General features: G+C 41.9%; 14 protein-coding genes and 1 tRNA gene. 8 read left to right on the top strand and 7 right to left on the bottom strand.

Features of this window, described 5'->3' with window-relative positions:
• From ilvN to atpD, 6 genes are all read right to left on the bottom strand, one after another.
• Positions 1-618: an acetolactate synthase small subunit gene (ilvN, locus tag PHEP_RS17025; protein ID WP_015809223.1), complete on the bottom strand. Its 618-nt coding sequence runs from the start codon at positions 616-618 to the stop codon at positions 1-3.
• Between the two features lie 7 nt (positions 619-625).
• Positions 626-2,365 carry a biosynthetic-type acetolactate synthase large subunit gene (gene ilvB / locus PHEP_RS17020; protein WP_015809222.1) on the bottom strand — a complete coding sequence of 580 codons (1,740 nt, stop codon included), beginning with the start codon at positions 2,363-2,365 and terminating at the stop codon, positions 626-628.
• Positions 2,366-2,398: 33 nt separating this feature from the next.
• Complete coding sequence (ilvD, locus tag PHEP_RS17015) at positions 2,399-4,096, bottom strand: dihydroxy-acid dehydratase (RefSeq protein WP_015809221.1); 1,698 nt, start codon at positions 4,094-4,096, stop codon at positions 2,399-2,401.
• Between the two features lie 17 nt (positions 4,097-4,113).
• Entirely contained in the window at positions 4,114-5,004 is an 891-nt protein-coding gene (locus tag PHEP_RS17010; protein ID WP_015809220.1) for a branched-chain amino acid transaminase, read from the bottom strand.
• A 522-nt stretch (positions 5,005-5,526) separates the two neighbouring features.
• Positions 5,527-5,769, bottom strand: a complete 243-nt coding sequence (gene atpC, locus PHEP_RS17005; RefSeq protein ID WP_015809219.1) for an ATP synthase F1 subunit epsilon — start codon at positions 5,767-5,769, stop codon at positions 5,527-5,529.
• 10 nt (positions 5,770-5,779) lie between these two features.
• On the bottom strand, positions 5,780-7,282 hold the full coding sequence (atpD, locus tag PHEP_RS17000; RefSeq protein ID WP_015809218.1) for a F0F1 ATP synthase subunit beta: 1,503 nt from the start codon (positions 7,280-7,282) through the stop codon (positions 5,780-5,782).
• Between the two features lie 218 nt (positions 7,283-7,500).
• Between atpD and PHEP_RS16995 the strand changes: the two genes are divergently transcribed.
• Both PHEP_RS16995 and PHEP_RS16990 read left to right on the top strand, forming a co-directional pair.
• On the top strand, positions 7,501-8,412 hold the full coding sequence (locus PHEP_RS16995; RefSeq protein ID WP_015809217.1) for an SDR family oxidoreductase: 912 nt from the start codon (positions 7,501-7,503) through the stop codon (positions 8,410-8,412).
• 307 nt (positions 8,413-8,719) lie between these two features.
• Positions 8,720-8,793 (top strand) — tRNA-Arg (locus tag PHEP_RS16990).
• Between the two features lie 176 nt (positions 8,794-8,969).
• Here PHEP_RS16990 and PHEP_RS16985 read toward each other — a convergent pair.
• Entirely contained in the window at positions 8,970-10,985 is a 2,016-nt protein-coding gene (locus tag PHEP_RS16985) for a tetratricopeptide repeat-containing sensor histidine kinase (protein WP_015809216.1), read from the bottom strand.
• Positions 10,986-11,178: 193 nt separating this feature from the next.
• Between PHEP_RS16985 and PHEP_RS16980 the strand changes: the two genes are divergently transcribed.
• From PHEP_RS16980 to PHEP_RS16960, 6 genes are all read left to right on the top strand, one after another.
• On the top strand, positions 11,179-11,928 hold the full coding sequence (locus PHEP_RS16980) for a hypothetical protein (protein WP_015809215.1): 750 nt from the start codon (positions 11,179-11,181) through the stop codon (positions 11,926-11,928).
• Positions 11,929-11,973: 45 nt separating this feature from the next.
• Positions 11,974-12,528 carry a hypothetical protein gene (locus tag PHEP_RS16975; RefSeq protein WP_015809214.1) on the top strand — a complete coding sequence of 185 codons (555 nt, stop codon included), beginning with the start codon at positions 11,974-11,976 and terminating at the stop codon, positions 12,526-12,528.
• 13 nt (positions 12,529-12,541) lie between these two features.
• A complete protein-coding gene (locus PHEP_RS22265; protein WP_155975991.1) occupies positions 12,542-12,679 on the top strand; it encodes a hypothetical protein in 138 nt (45 codons plus the stop codon).
• A 31-nt stretch (positions 12,680-12,710) separates the two neighbouring features.
• Entirely contained in the window at positions 12,711-13,394 is a 684-nt protein-coding gene (locus PHEP_RS16970; protein WP_015809213.1) for a hypothetical protein, read from the top strand.
• 205 nt (positions 13,395-13,599) lie between these two features.
• Entirely contained in the window at positions 13,600-14,631 is a 1,032-nt protein-coding gene (locus PHEP_RS16965) for an OmpA family protein (protein WP_015809212.1), read from the top strand.
• A gap of 84 nt (positions 14,632-14,715) precedes the next feature.
• Positions 14,716-15,438, top strand: a complete 723-nt coding sequence (locus tag PHEP_RS16960; RefSeq protein WP_015809211.1) for a LytR/AlgR family response regulator transcription factor — start codon at positions 14,716-14,718, stop codon at positions 15,436-15,438.
• Positions 15,439-15,624: the final 186 nt, after the last annotated feature.

Here is a 15,624-nt window from a genome sequence, read left to right as displayed (position 1 = left end):
TTACATAGTAAATACGTTCTTTTCCTTATCCAGGAACTCGTTTTCTATGACTTCTTCTCCCGGTTCCCTGCGTTCAAATTCCCTCAGTTTGCGGTTAAAGCCTTCGCTGTCCTTAATAATGGCAACCCTTGCACTTCTTACAAATTCAATCAGTCCGTAAGGCTGTAAAACTTCAATCAGTTTATCGGTTTCTTCCCTGTGGCCGGTAGTTTCAAATACGGTATAATCTTTACGGATCACTACCGCACGGGCGCCAAATTCGCGCAGCAGCCGTTCTACCGGGGCGCGTTCTGCAATGGTATCCGTAGGTACCTTATAAAGCGCCATTTCCTGCCAGATGATGTCCTCGTTCGTATTGTAGTATACTTTCAGTACCTCTACCTGTTTTTCAATCTGACGGCAAAGTTTACGCACCACTTCTTCTGTCTCATGGATCAGGATATTGAAGCGGTGAATGTGTTCAATCTCGGAAGGAGAGGTGTTTAAACTCTCAATATTTATCTTTCTTCTGGAAAAGATGATGGCGATACGGTTCAATATGCCGATTCTGTTTTCAGTATAGGCAGTGATCGTAAACTCCTGTTTTCCGTTTAATTCTATTTCGTTGGAATTGCTCATGATCTAATTATTTAAGTCTGATTTCGGCTACACTCATACCTTGTGGTACCATTGGGAATACATTGTGTTCCTGTGCTACCATTACTTCCAAAAGGAATGAGCCCGGATGGTTCAGCATTTCTTCCAGGGCGCCCGTTAATTGCGCACGCTCATCAATTCTTTTGCCGGCGATATAATAAGAATCGGCAAGCTTTACAAAATCAGGACTGGTGATGTTCACAAATGAATATCGCTTTTCATGGAACAGTTGCTGCCACTGGCGAACCATACCCAGGAACCTGTTGTTCAGGATCAGGATCTTTACATTTACCTCAGTCTGCATAATGGTACCCAACTCCTGTAAAGTCATCTGGAAGCCACCATCACCAATTACGGCAACTACCGTTTTATCAGGTGTGCCAAATTTGGCCCCTATTGCTGCCGGTAAGCCAAAACCCATAGTGCCCAGGCCACCACTGGTAATATTGCTCCTGCTATTGTTAAACTTGGCATAGCGGCAGGCCACCATCTGGTGCTGGCCCACATCAGTTACAATTACAGCTTCTCCCTTGGTCAGTACATTTAACTGATGGATCACCTCACCCATAGTCATTTCACCTTCTGTAGGGTTCAATTCCTTTTGGATTAAAGTATCCTGTTCAATTTTGTCATAAGCCCTAAACTCAGCCAGCCAATCGGTATGTTTTTTCTCTTCGATCAATTCGGTAAGCAGGGGCAGCGTTTCTTTACAATCACCCCATACCGGCACATCAGCTTTTACGTTTTTGTCTATCTCAGCCGGATCAATATCCAGGTGGATTACTTTGGCCTGTTTCGCATATTTGTCTAAACGCCCGGTTACCCGGTCATCAAAACGCATTCCAATGGCAATCAGCACATCGCAGGCATTAGTCTGAACGTTAGGGCCATAGTTACCATGCATACCCAGCATCCCTACATTTAGGGGATGATCAGTAGGGATTGCACCGGCACCCATAATGGTCCATGCTGCAGGGATACCACTTTTTTCTACAAAAGCTTTAAACTCCTGCTCCGCACTGCCCAGCAATACGCCTTGTCCGAATAAAATGAAAGGCTTTTTCGCAGTGTTGATCATTGCAGCGGCCTGTTCAATGTATTCTTTTCTTACCACTGGTTTAGGGCGGTAGCTACGGATGTGTTCACAAGGGGTATAACCCTCATAGTCGAACATTTGCAGCTGTGCATTTTTGGTAATGTCTATCAGTACCGGGCCGGGCCTGCCGCTGCGGGCAATGTAAAATGCTTTTGCCAGTACAGCCGGAATTTCTGAGGCATCGGTTACCTGGTAGTTCCATTTGGTAACCGGTGTGGTAATGTTGATCACATCTGTTTCCTGGAAAGCATCCGTACCCAGCAGGTGCGCAAATACCTGACCGGTAATACATACCATAGGTGTGCTGTCAATCTGTGCATCGGCCAGACCGGTAACCAGGTTGGTGGCACCCGGGCCGCTGGTTGCAAATGCAACACCAACCTTGCCCGACGTTCTGGCATAGCCCTGGGCTGCATGGGTTGCCCCCTGCTCATGGCGTACCAGTATATGTTTTAATTTATCGTTATAATCGTATAGGGCGTCATAAATAGGCATGATCGCACCACCAGGGTAGCCAAAAATGGTATCTGTACCTTCGGCTATTAATCCTTCCAATAAAGCTACTGAACCAGAAACGTTAGTTGTTTTTTTGGGTTCAGTTAAGGTGTTTGTTACCTCTTGTGCTGTATCCATTGTTTTATTTTTAGGTAATGGGTTTTAATTTCTTTAATCTGTATAGGCATCAGTAACGCAGCCTTCACTGGCATTGCTTACTTGTTTCAGGTATTTGTAAAGCACACCTTTGGTGACGGGTGGCGGAAGTTGTTTCCATACCGCGCGGCGGGTTGCCAGCTGCTCATCAGTCAGGTGTACATCTATAGAATTGTTTACTGCATCTATAGTAATGATGTCATCGTCATGTACCAGGGCAATGTTTCCGCCATCCCATGCTTCAGGAGTGATGTGGCCTACCACAAAACCATGTGTACCACCAGAAAAACGACCGTCAGTAATCAGGGCTACTGATTTACCCAAACCTGCGCCAATAATCAATGAAGTAGGTTTCAACATCTCTGGCATTCCAGGGGCGCCTTTAGGGCCAACCTGTCTGATCACTACTACATCCCCACTTTTCAGGCGTCCGCTCTGTATACCTGCCATCAGCGATTTCTCTCCGTCAAATACGCGTGCCGGGCCAGTAAATCTCTCTCCTTCCTTACCACTGATCTTTGCAACAGCCCCTTTGGTAGCCAGGTTGCCATATAACATTTGTAAGTGGCCGGTTTCTTTAATAGGGTTTTCTATAGGGAAAATAATCTTTTGGGTTTCAAAATCCAGGTCTGCCGCATCAGCAACATTTTCAGCAATGGTTTTTCCGGTTACAGTTATACAGTCGCCATCAATTAAACCCACTTTTAACAAATATTTCATTACCGCAGGTACACCACCTATTTCATGCAGATCTTCCATCAGGTAAGTTCCGCTTGGTTTTAAGTCGCCCAGTACCGGGGTGCTGTCGCTGATGTGCTGGAAATCATCCAGTTTCAGGTCTATACCTACAGATCTGGCAATGGCAATCAGGTGCAGTACTGCATTTGTAGATCCGCCCAGTACCATCACAATTACGATTGCATTGCGAAATGCTTTCTCGGTCATGATATCCGAAGGCAGGATATTTCTTTCCAGCAGGATACGGATGTATTTACCTGCTTCCAGGCATTCGTTCTTTTTTTCATCACTTGTGGCCGGGTGGGAAGAGCTGTAAGGCAAACTCATTCCTAAAGCCTCAATAGCCGAAGCCATGGTATTTGCGGTATACATACCACCACAGGCACCAGCACCCGGACATGCATTTTTAATTACACCCTGAAAATCCTCTTCTTCTAAATTGCCGGCAAGTTTCTGGCCCAATGCTTCAAAAGCAGATACAATGTTTAATGATTGTCCCTTCCATTTACCCGAATGGATACTGCCGCCATATACCATAATAGAAGGGCGGTTTAAACGGCCCATGGCCATAACAGAACCTGGCATATTTTTATCACAGCCAGGAATGGTGATCAAACCATCATAATACTGCCCACCGCAGATAGTTTCAATAGAATCGGCAATTACATCTCTTGAAACCAGGGAGTAACGCATGCCATCTGTTCCGTTCGACATACCGTCACTTACGCCAATGGTGCTGAAGGTTAATCCCACCATATCATTTTTCCAGACACCTTCTTTTACAATTTTGGCCAGATCATTCAGGTGCATGTTGCAGGTGTTTCCATCATAGCCCATGCTGGCAATGCCCACCTGGGCTTTGTCCATATCTGCTGCGGTCAGTCCAATTCCATACAACATGGCCTGTGCAGCCGGCTGTGTAGGATCTTGAGTAAATGTTTTGCTGTATCGGTTAATTTCAGGTGTTTGTGACATATACTGATTTGGTATGTTTATATAATTACTTCATAGTTTTGTTTCTCTAAAACAAGGCACTTGTAAGTGCGCTGCAGGGTAGCGCCCAGGCTATCTACCCATTTGACCGGAAAGGTATACTCGTCTACCGATGCTATCCCGGCGATTTCGGAGGCCGTACCGCAGAAAAAGGCACTGTCGGCATGTTTGATATCCTTAACCGTTAAATGCTTTTCAATAAGTTCTATATCCAGGATCTGGCACAGCTCAATAATGGTGGCACGGGTAATGCCTGGTAAAATATGTCCCGGTGGCGGAGTGTACAGCCTGCCGTTCTTTTCAATAAAGATATTTGCGCCCGGCCCTTCGGCAATGTTCTGGTTCATATCCAGCAATAAAGCTTCATCAAAACCTTTATTTTTTGCCTCGGTAGTGGCCAGTATAGAGTTTACATAATTGCCGCTTACTTTGGCTTCAATAGCGGTTGACTTAGGATTGGGCCTTTCATAACTTGAGATACAAACTTTTAATTGTTCGTGTCCAAGGTAAGCTCCCCATTCCCAGGCACAGATCATGATGGATGTTTTTGTACCCGCAACAAGCGACATATTTGGTGCACAATAGATCAAGGGCCTGATATAAGCGTTCTTTAAATTGTTTAGTTCAAGTAATTTATAAGTTTGCTTGATCAGATCGTTTATGTTCCAGTGAAAGGGCATGTTTACCAGTTCTGCCGAACGTTTTAAGCGTTCATAATGTTCCTTTACCTTAAAAATCCTGGTGCCATTATGGGTGCTGTATGCCCTGATTCCTTCAAATACAGCATAGCCATAATGTAATGACTGTCCGTATATATCGGCAGTCGTGTCAGCTGCTTTCTCAAACTTTCCGTTTAAATAAAGCACTGTATTTGAATTGAAATATTGCATTTTGGTTATAGGTATGTTTTTTCTGTTAAATGTTTCATTAAAAAAGCGCCACTTTTGGGGGGCGCTTGCGATATTTTTTTATTAAATATTCATTTACAGCGCCTTATCCTTCTGAATAATCAGCAGGAGAATACCATTAATAATGACATTAAATAAGGTTGTAAGTGAACGGTTCATTTTATTATTTATCTCTTGTTAATTTATAAATCCAATTTAGGGCTTGCAGTTTAAACTATCAATAGCTTAATGAAAATAATTGAAAAAAAATATAATTCTTTATTTTTTTATTTAATCGGTATTTTATTTTTTAATTCCTGTGTTTTTGGTATCTTAATTGGACGTTAGTATACCAATTATGATTTCGGTATTCGGTATGCATGTTATGCGAGCATTGTAATTTTTGCTATTTTCTTCCTAAAATGCACCAGTCCTTCCAAAAATTTGATTAAAAGCATTTTTTTTTGCCCATAAAAAAAGCCCTTTGAATGTTCAAAGGGCTTCTCCATATTGTATGATTAAATATTAAGCAACCCCCTCGGCCAAAACAATAATTTTGTTTTTTAAAACCTCAACGACACCACCTTTAATAATAAAGGTATCTTCGCCGGTTTTGCTTTTAATAATTACCGGTCCATCTTCTAAAGTTGAAATAATAGGGGCATGGTCTTTCAAAATCTGAAAAGAGCCCATTGTTCCCGGTACAGTAACTGCAGTTACTTCGCCTTCAAAAACTTTTTTGTCTGGTGTTAATATTTCTAATGTCATAGTGCTAATCCTAGTTCGCTTCAGCTAATAATTTCTTACCTTTTTCAATAGCTTCTTCGATGCTACCTACAAGGTTAAATGCAGCTTCAGGATATTCATCAACTTCACCATCCATGATCATGTTAAATCCTTTGATGGTATCTTTAATGTCAACCAATACACCTTTTAATCCTGTAAATTGTTCGGCTACGTGGAAAGGCTGAGACAAGAAACGCTGAACGCGACGTGCGCGGGATACAACCAGTTTATCTTCTTCAGATAACTCGTCCATACCTAAGATGGCGATGATATCCTGCAATTCTTTATAACGTTGTAAAGTTTCTTTTACGCGTTGGGCAGTATTGTAATGCTCATCACCCAAAATAGCAGGAGAAAGGATCCTTGAAGTAGAATCCAGTGGATCCACTGCAGGATAGATACCTAGCTCGGCAATTTTACGTGACAATACAGTAGTTGCATCCAAGTGGGCAAATGTTGTAGCCGGAGCGGGGTCAGTTAAATCATCCGCAGGTACATAAACGGCCTGTACAGATGTAATGGAACCGCGCTTTGTTGAAGTGATACGCTCCTGCATCAGACCCATCTCTGTTGCCAGTGTTGGCTGGTAACCTACGGCCGAAGGCATACGTCCCAATAGGGCCGATACCTCAGAACCTGCCTGGGTGAAACGGAAGATGTTGTCAACGAAGAAAAGGATATCTTTTCCTGCGCCTTCACCATCACCATCACGGAAATATTCAGCAACGGTCAATCCTGATAAGGCCACACGTGCACGTGCACCTGGAGGCTCGTTCATCTGACCAAATACCAATGTTGCTTTAGATTCTTTTAATTTATCTGTATCAACCGTTTTCAAATCCCATCCGCCTTTTTCCATAGAATGAAGGAACTCATCACCATAGTTGATTACACCAGATTCGATAAACTCACGTAAAAGGTCGTTACCTTCACGTGTACGCTCACCCACACCGGCAAATACCGATAAACCAGCATAAGCTTTCGCAATGTTGTTTACCAGCTCCATGATCAATACGGTTTTACCTACACCCGCACCACCGAACAAACCAATTTTACCACCTTTGGCATAAGGCTCTAATAAGTCGATTACTTTAATACCGGTAAACAGTACTTCAGTTTCGGTTGAAAGATCCTCAAATCTCGGAGGAGTGTTGTGAATAGGACGACCACCAGTTTTGTCGACTGCATTGATCCCGTCAATAGCTTCACCAACAACATTGAATAAGCGACCTTTAATCTGGTCGCCAACCGGCATTTTGATAGGGGCACCAGTGTCCAGTGCTTTCATTCCACGAACTAAACCATCGGTCGAGTCCATTGCAATTGCACGTACGCGGTCTTCACCAAGATGTTGTTGAACTTCTAAAACGATCTTCTGTCCGTTTTCTTTTTCAATCTCTAATGCAGAGAAAATTTGAGGTAAATGAGCATCGTCAGCAAAACTCACGTCAACTACCGGTCCTATAATCTGCGCTATTTTTCCAATGTTAGGCATATATTGTTTTGGGTAAAATTATAAATATCAATTTGTTAAAGGCCCTTTTATAAGCCTACAATTTGGTTTGCAAAGTTAAAATTTTTATACAAGAATTGCATATATAAATAAAAAGTTTTTCAACAGTTTTTAAAATGGTATTTTAGCAAGTATAAAAGCAGCATAAATTATTCGGTTTCCAGGACCGGAATGTCTGTTAATTAAGAAATTAGATCCGGATGAGAACAGTATTAGTTACAGGAAGCAACGGGCTTTTAGGCCAGAAAATTACAGAACGTCTGTTGGTTACCAACCAATTTGGCTTAATTGCGACAGCAAAGGGGGGCAATCGTTTTCCTGTTACCGAAGGGTATACTTACGCCGAAATGGATATTCTTGATCCGGAAAATGTAAAAGCAGTTGTGGAAAAGTATCAGCCTGATGCGATCATCCATACGGCAGCAATGACCAATGTGGATACTTGTGAAGCAGAAAAGGAGCTTGCTTACCAGTTAAATGTAGAAGCCGTTAAAACCCTGGTATCGCTGTGCGAACTGCACAATATCCAACTGGTACACTTGTCTACCGACTTTATATTTGATGGTGCCCATGGCCCCTATGATGAACTGGCCGCACCCAATCCTTTAAGTTATTACGGGATTACCAAGCTGGAAGCAGAAGAAGTGATCAAAAGTTCTACCTGCCGCTGGGCCATTCTCCGTACCATTATAGTATATGGTATTGTGAGCGACATGAGCAGGACCAATATTGTGCTTTGGGCAAAAACTGCGCTGGAAAAAGGAAGCCCGATCAATGTGGTAAACGACCAGTGGCGGATGCCTACCTTGGCAGAAGACCTGGCAGATTGCTGCCTGCTGGCAGTAGAGAAAGATGCCCGTGGTGTGTATAATGCTTCAGGGAAAGATATGATGCGTATTTCTGAACTGGTAGCCCGGGTGGCTGATTATTGGGGGCTCAATAAAAGCCTGATTACTGAAATCAGTTCTGAAAGTTTAAACCAGGCAGCTAAAAGACCTGTTAAAACTGGTTTTATATTAGATAAGACCATCAACGATCTTGGCTATAGCCCACATAGTTTTGAAGAAGGCCTGGCAATAGTTGACCATCAGTTGGGCCTTCGCCTCACATAGTTCACACATTCTACACACTTTCTTCACAAAAAGGTACCTGTTTGTGGGTTTGGTGTGAAGGAGATGTGAACCAGGTGTGAAGAATGAGCTAATTTGTGAAGGACTTGTATTTAAAGACGGCCAAAGGAAAAAATCAATCTGGTGGTTTTAGCGGTACTCCGGCAATATCTCCTGATTCTGATGCGATTAAGAAAGCGTTTGCAATTTAATTTATCTGCTGAGGATTATTTCAGGAATAATTTGATAAAAAAATTGCTAAATTCAATTTCAAGCATTACTTTTGCAGTCCGTTAACGAAACGGGAATTGCATTTGTAGCTCAATTGGATAGAGCATCTCACTACGGATGAGAAGGTTTGGGGTTCGAATCCCTACAAGTGCACCTTTGCGGAGTAAAAATCTTCTTTAGATTTTACTCCGCTTTTTTTATGCCCTAACTTCCGCTGAATTCATACCCGCTCACAACCAACATAGGACGATTTGATTGCATATCTTTTTCATTGGTATGTTGATGTTTATTTGGATTTAGGTTTTCTAAAAATGAAGATGAGGTATTTTTCAATCTTTTTTAACGATTTTCGGCAGTGTCAATTTTGCTATAGTCCCCCTTCCTTCGGCTGTTTGTTTATTGCGCAATTCGAATAGGGCAGGATGTCCCTGGTTCATTACATTAAAAATCTCTATCCGTTCCTTTATCGAAGAGATACCTATGGATTTACTTTTGATGGCCGAAAAGGTTTTGAATTTTTCTGCTTCATCCATGCCAATGCCATTGTCTGCTACCGTAAAGAGCAGGGCACCTTCAGTTTGTTCCAGGTTTACCGCGATCGCATTATTTGGGGCAGTTGAATTACGCATGCCATGATGTATGGCATTTTCAATTAATGGCTGCACCAGCATAGGTGGTAACAATAGGCTGGAAAGATCAATGGATGGATCGGCATGAAAGGAGCAGCTAAATTGCTTGTTGAAACGCATCACCTCCAGTTCTGCGTACAGCTGAAGTGCTTTCCATTCCCTGTCGGCAGAGACCATGCTCTGGGTAGAGTTTTCCAGGATCAGCCTGCTCAGGGCGGCAAATTTCTGTACCAGCCTACTTGCCGTTTTTGAATCATTTTCAACGATATAGGATTCGATCGAATTCAGTACGTTAAATATGAAATGTGGATTCATTTGTGCCCTGATGGCCTTTAGTTCGCTTTCTGATAGTTTATTTCTGTTTATCAGCTCTTTGTTTTTTTCTTCCGCCTGTTTCCTTTGCAGCTCATTTTTTAAACGCAGGTGCCTGATGTGGGAGCGGTTCAGGAAATAGACCAAAATTGAACTGACCAGTATGAAGGCCAATGCCCCGTATAGGTAAACCTGCCTCATTTTCAGTTTTGCCAATTGCTGCTCCTGTCGATAGGATTCTTCTTTTTTCTGAAATACATATTGCGCCTCCAGTGAGGCAATCTTATTTTTGCTTTCCTGCGAATACATGGAATCGGTAATTTGCCTCGATCTTTTGTAATTCCGGAGCGCATCTTCGTATTGCCCGTTATTTTCCTGCAGATGCGCCAGTTCAGTAGAAAAATAACCCAGGTTGTCCCGGTCCCCAACCTGTTTACTGGCAGCCACGGCTTTTTCTAAATACTGCGCTGCTTTTTGAGCAGTGTTCCGGTCTTTGGTCTTAAAGAAAACCCTGTTGTAGGTGGTGCCTATGTTGCCCAGGTTGGTAATGGAGTTGGGGTGCAGGGGGGTGGTCTGATCAAATAGCTGCTGCGCTTCCATCAGGAATTTCAGCTTTTGGGCAGCATCGTCTTCGTGCAACAATGCGATATGGGAAAGGGATTTTGCCTGTCCCATTTTATCGTCCAGTTCTTTATAGTGCTGTAAACTCTGCTGCAAATACTGCTCAGCTTCCTTTAGTTTTTTTGTGGCCAGGTATACCGAACCGATCCGGTCTTCAGCTCTTGCCAGCCCCGAGAGGTCATTCAGCTGTTTATAGGCCTGGTAGGCTTTAAGGCTGTAAGCCCGCGCCATGGTAAAGTTTTCCTGTGATAGATAAACATCTGAAATATTCCCGTACAATAGTGCGGTGTATTCCTGTTCATTGATGGCCCGGGCCATTTTCAGGGCTTTAAAACCATACTCCAGTGCCCTGGCATCGTCACCCTGACGCTGATAAACGGAGCCGATATTGATGATGTTTCCTGTTTGGGCCCGCTTATTCCCTATGCTTTTGTTGATTGATAATGAGGCATTATAATACTGGATTGCTTTTTCATAACCTCCATTGTTGCTGTAAAGGCTACCTATGTTGTCATAAAATGCAGCGATCCCTTTGGGCCAGTTCACCTTTTTTGCCATGGCTAAGCCCCTGACAGCATACTGCATTGCCGAATCGGTATCTATGTTTCTATAGGCAGCTGAAATGCGGTGAACGATCTTAACCTGGCCTGAGTCTACGGTTTTTTGTGTTTTTAACAGTGCTTTCATTGAGTCGATGGCTGCCAGCCCATATTTCTGGGCACTTACATCTGAAACTGCCAGCAAGAAAGGAATGATAATGGATATTTTGATCAGTAACTTCATTAACTATTGGGGTTAGTCATTAAAACATTTCAAAATAACAGAATATTCTCCTGAATATTAGCAAGCTAGGCTAGATCGAAATGGGTGTTCACTCATCCAGACTGCCTGTGCACTCATTTCGAAAAAAACCGCCTGATTTTAGCCGCACATTTAACCTAAAATCAACCAGATTGTTAAAATTGAAATCGTCCTTATGAACTCAAAACACATTGCACTTAGCTGTCTTCTTTTGTTGCTCGCCTGCGGCAAAAAAGATAAAAAGGGGCCTGATGAAGTCGTATCAGGAGACATTAAACAGGTAACTGAAACCAGTAATGGTATTACCTACAAAATTTTCACCAATATAACGCTGACAACTTTCAAGGGGATCCTGGTTATGGGAAGCGGCAATAATGAAAACAACCCTAGCCCAGGGAGCCTTGATGATGCTACCGAAAACGATATCTGTAAAAAAGCCGCACAGAACGGCTATTTAGCCGCGATCGTACAGTACCGGAAGACGCCAGGTGATGCGACAACAGAAAGCTGGAATACCAGTGCCCAAATGATTGGGGAAGATTATGATAAATGTATTGTTGCCATAGCTGGGAAATATGGCGTAGACAAGAGTAAATCTGTCGTTGGTGGTTACTCTTATGCCTCCAACATCTTGTTTACCAACATATCTATTTATAATACCCTGAGCTATTGCAAAGGCGTTTTAGCAGCCTGTGGTGGAAGCGGGGAATGGAATGCGCAGAATTTTAAAATCCCCATTTATTCGATTAATTGTACCGGCGACAATGAGGGGCCATATTATGGCAAGAGTTTGTATGATCAGATTCCAGCAAATTCCCCTGTCAAATCTAAAAGTGAAGGGGTAACAGATGCAAGTTGCAAGACCCATTGCGGTGGTAACTGGACGGACAAAATGTATACTAAAATGGTGTCCTGGCTGCAGTAGTAAGCTCAAATCAAATACCAATCCCTTATACTAAAATCAAATACCATGAAAACAATTCAACTTTTTACTCTGGCCCTGTCCATATTCACACTATCTGCCTGTGCACAGCTGCAACAGGCGACACAAGGTGGGAGTGCAACGGCCAATGCGATTGACAATTCCATTCCACTGCCAACAGGGGTTTATTTTATTGTAAATACTGAAGGAAAAGCTTTGACCCCGTTAAACCCCTCAATTGCCGAAAATGTCTTTTTGCGTCCTTTTACAAAAAGTGGCACTCAAAAATGGCAGGTGACTGCACGCAAAACGACCAAAGGAACAACCTATACCATATCCCTGGATGGATCTGATAACCTGTACCTGCAACCTTATACTGTGAAAGATCATACACCGGTTATAGGTGGCAGGAGTAATGCTGGAATATCATATAAAATTATAGCAGCGCAGAGACCGAAATGCTGGTACATAAAAAGCAATTTCTATAACGGTGATGCACTTCGAAGTTTTGTGTTCAGTCCTAATACACCAACCGAGATCCGTTTCGAGGCGGCCGAAAACACAGACAAATTTTTATGGAAGTTCATTCGGGCAGATAATTAAAATTTAGGGACGGATGAAAACAATAAAAATAAATGCAGCAACTGCAGGCATTTTTGTGTTGCTTTTAAGCTTTACGGCCTGCAAAAAGGAGAAATCAGATGTGGATAGCAAATCTGCTAGCCGAAAATGGCAAATTAACGGGTGTTTATAGTGGCACACCTTCTGAAAATTAAACCGGAATTATGATGAAAAATTTAAAAAACATTTACAAACTGCTTCCTGTGCTATTATTGGTAGTATTTACAGGCTGTAAAAAAGATAAAAAAGGAGAAAATAACAACGAGACCATTGATATTAAAAGTTACAGCATAGTAGGCAAATTTGAGGGAAATTATTCTGGCAAAACATTTTACTTTCCATACCTTATCACGTTTGCAGAAAATGCAAAAGCAGTAATTTATGCTGGATATGATGGAACCACCCCCATACAGGGCAACTATACCCTAGAAAAAGGGCTGTTAAAAATAAACCTGGGAAGCGATCAGGTTATAAATTTCACAATCAACAAAGAAAACATCACGTCGTACACACCCCAAAAATTCGATGTAAAATTTACCAGCTATCTCTTACAAAAAAAACCTGCCGAAAACCAATTTAGCGGATCGCAGTTTAACGGATCTTTTGCCAGTACAGCCAGTAATCTGCTCATCATGACTAAATTTAAGTTTAATGCCACACAATATGGCGAAAGCAGTTTGGGCGATCCTATAATCAATAAAGACTATACGCTTATCAACAACATGGCTGCATCGAGCAATACAGGTGCCAATGGTATGCTTACATTTTTTGTAATAATAAATGGCAAGTTGGAGGTTGCACGCTTCAATGACGGTATCATTTCTTCTGGCAGCTTTACAAAGCAATAAGAAATCCAAAACAAAACACCATAAAAAGTCCGTCAAGAAAAATTATAAAGAAATGGAATATTTAAGGAAAACAATGACAGTGATATCGATGATCCTGCTGATCAGTTAATCCTGTAGGCCACTTTGCTAAACAATGGTATTGCTGTGGCCAATACAGGCAAACCCACTACTTTAGCATTTTAACATTACAATAAAATTAATCGCTATGAAAAATTTAAAACGCATCTGCAAACTGTTTCCGATACTATTATTGCTCCTGTATACAGGCTGTAAAAAAAAGGCAGCGGTACCAGCGGATGATGCAGAACAAATTGCAGCCAGCGAACTGCTGGATTATTACCTTGTTGGGGAACATACAACAGGTGGAAATAAATTAATCGTGCTGTATTTTACCCAGGAGGGCAATGTAATCAAGGCCAATGCACATTTACAGGGTTATTTCAGGGCCAGGGAAGTGGTTATCAAAAATTCGGTAATTACTATTGATTACAATGGAGATGGAAAATCAATGTACACCTTTACCCTTGAAAAAGATGCTGAAGGAAAGTTAAAGCTAAAGTCTTACGATTTCCGTTACAATGGTGCAGGCAACCAGTTGGCTTATGCCATAATGGCTAAAAAATCAGAGGCTTTTTCATTTGCAAACTTGTCCTTTAAGACGGGCAATACAATGTTTAGCTTTACCACCGATGGGGGTACAGAGATTATAAATTGGCCAGGTGACCCCAGTCCTTATTATAAACTTACAAACATTGGCTTTAAAACAAATAATGACAAATTTTTGGGAGTAACGGTTCCAGGCTGGAATGGCGTCGTCGTACCGGTTATGCTGCTTGAAAAAGACGAAGCATTATTTGTTGCAAAAGAACAGGATGCCCAACCACCCCAACCCGCTTGTAACCTCATACTTCCAGGCGTATCTTTTAAATCGCAATCCACAAAGCTAGCCACCAGCGAAGAGACAATTTTATCCTCCGTGGCGCAAACTTTAAGAGGTAGTTCCGGCTGTAAGGTGGTGGTTACAGGATATTGCAGTAGTAGCCTTACAGATCGGCAGTTAAGCTGGAGGAGGGTAGAAAGTGTCATTCAATATCTTACAGAAAAACAGGGCATCGACGGCTCAAGGTTCATTTTCAAATATGCGCAACCAGGTAATGATTGTAATGAAGTAGACCTGACGAACGCCGCACAGGGTCAGCCGGATGGGGGAGTGATTCCACCTTTCCCAGCCCAATAGTTTTAAAATGAAACAGTAAACATTAGTAGAGATTTGTTTACCAAACATTAATAAACGAAATTTATAAGATTAAAAACATCAGTTATGCTAAAAGCGGTCATATTGGATGATGAGGTGCGGGGAAGTAATCTGCTGACCCGTAAGCTGGAGGTGTTTGGAGACGATTTACAGATAGAGGCCATTTTTAACGATCCTTTTAAAGCGCTTTCTAAAATTGTAGAATTAAACCCGGACGTTCTTTTTTTAGATGTTGAAATGCCAGGACTAAATGGCTTTCAGTTCCTGGAGAAATTAGGCTCTTTCAATTTTCAGGTCATCTTTACTACAGCTTATGATACATTCACATTAGAAGCCCTTCGTTTAAGTGCTGTAGATTACCTGGTTAAACCAATAGATGAAGATGAATTGCATACTGCCATTTTCAGACTAAAGAAAAGGGTTGCCGATTATACGAAACACATTCCGCTAACGGATCAAAATTCAGCACCCAACAGACTTGCCCTATCAACAGCCGAGGGCGTTTATTTTGTAAATAAAGCCAGTATTATGCGGGTTGAAGCCATGAGTAATTACAGTACCTTTTATCTGCAGGACCGTAAGAAGATCATCGTTTCCAAAACACTTAAGGAATATGAAAGCGTTTTGCAGGGCGGATCTTTTTTACGTATTAACCGATCAGTTATTGTTAATCTGGACCATGTTGTGAAATATAGAAAAGGAGATGGCGGAACGCTGGAAATGAATGATGGGGCCGAGATCGAGGTCTCTGCATCGAGAAAAGACCTATTGATGGAAAAGTTGTTTTAGATCCTTCTCCATTTAGCATTAAAACGCCGACTTTTCTATAAACTGTAGTTCTGAATACGTTCTTTTTATTCCTTCGCCAGATAGTCAGATTGTTGCAGTTTTTACGGATTGGCTGATTTTTGAACTCTAAAATCTTAGTGTTTTTTTGGTTATTTGAAAGTTATTTTTCTTAAAGTGTTGATAGTT

Origin of the sequence: Pedobacter heparinus DSM 2366 (assembly GCF_000023825.1) — a bacterium.
Lineage (GTDB): Bacteria > Bacteroidota > Bacteroidia > Sphingobacteriales > Sphingobacteriaceae > Pedobacter > Pedobacter heparinus.
The sequence above is the reverse complement of the archived record's forward strand: the minus strand, read 5'-3'. Positions and strand labels throughout refer to the sequence as shown.

What these genes read in the sequence shown, in the direction of transcription:
- PHEP_RS17010 (WP_015809220.1), bottom strand. Translation starts at nt 5,004, where the DNA reads ATGCAATATTTCAATTCAAATACAGTGCTTTATTTAAACGGAAAGTTT.
- PHEP_RS16975 (WP_015809214.1), top strand. Translation starts at nt 11,974, where the DNA reads ATGAAAACAATTCAACTTTTTACTCTGGCCCTGTCCATATTCACACTA.
- PHEP_RS16980 (WP_015809215.1), top strand. Translation starts at nt 11,179, where the DNA reads ATGAACTCAAAACACATTGCACTTAGCTGTCTTCTTTTGTTGCTCGCC.
- ilvB (WP_015809222.1), bottom strand. Translation starts at nt 2,365, where the DNA reads ATGGATACAGCACAAGAGGTAACAAACACCTTAACTGAACCCAAAAAA.
- ilvD (WP_015809221.1), bottom strand. Translation starts at nt 4,096, where the DNA reads ATGTCACAAACACCTGAAATTAACCGATACAGCAAAACATTTACTCAA.
- atpD (WP_015809218.1), bottom strand. Translation starts at nt 7,282, where the DNA reads ATGCCTAACATTGGAAAAATAGCGCAGATTATAGGACCGGTAGTTGAC.
- PHEP_RS22265 (WP_155975991.1), top strand. Translation starts at nt 12,542, where the DNA reads ATGAAAACAATAAAAATAAATGCAGCAACTGCAGGCATTTTTGTGTTG.
- PHEP_RS16985 (WP_015809216.1), bottom strand. Translation starts at nt 10,985, where the DNA reads ATGAAGTTACTGATCAAAATATCCATTATCATTCCTTTCTTGCTGGCA.
- PHEP_RS16965 (WP_015809212.1), top strand. Translation starts at nt 13,600, where the DNA reads ATGAAAAATTTAAAACGCATCTGCAAACTGTTTCCGATACTATTATTG.
- PHEP_RS16995 (WP_015809217.1), top strand. Translation starts at nt 7,501, where the DNA reads ATGAGAACAGTATTAGTTACAGGAAGCAACGGGCTTTTAGGCCAGAAA.
- ilvN (WP_015809223.1), bottom strand. Translation starts at nt 618, where the DNA reads ATGAGCAATTCCAACGAAATAGAATTAAACGGAAAACAGGAGTTTACG.
- PHEP_RS16960 (WP_015809211.1), top strand. Translation starts at nt 14,716, where the DNA reads ATGCTAAAAGCGGTCATATTGGATGATGAGGTGCGGGGAAGTAATCTG.
- atpC (WP_015809219.1), bottom strand. Translation starts at nt 5,769, where the DNA reads ATGACATTAGAAATATTAACACCAGACAAAAAAGTTTTTGAAGGCGAA.
- PHEP_RS16970 (WP_015809213.1), top strand. Translation starts at nt 12,711, where the DNA reads ATGATGAAAAATTTAAAAAACATTTACAAACTGCTTCCTGTGCTATTA.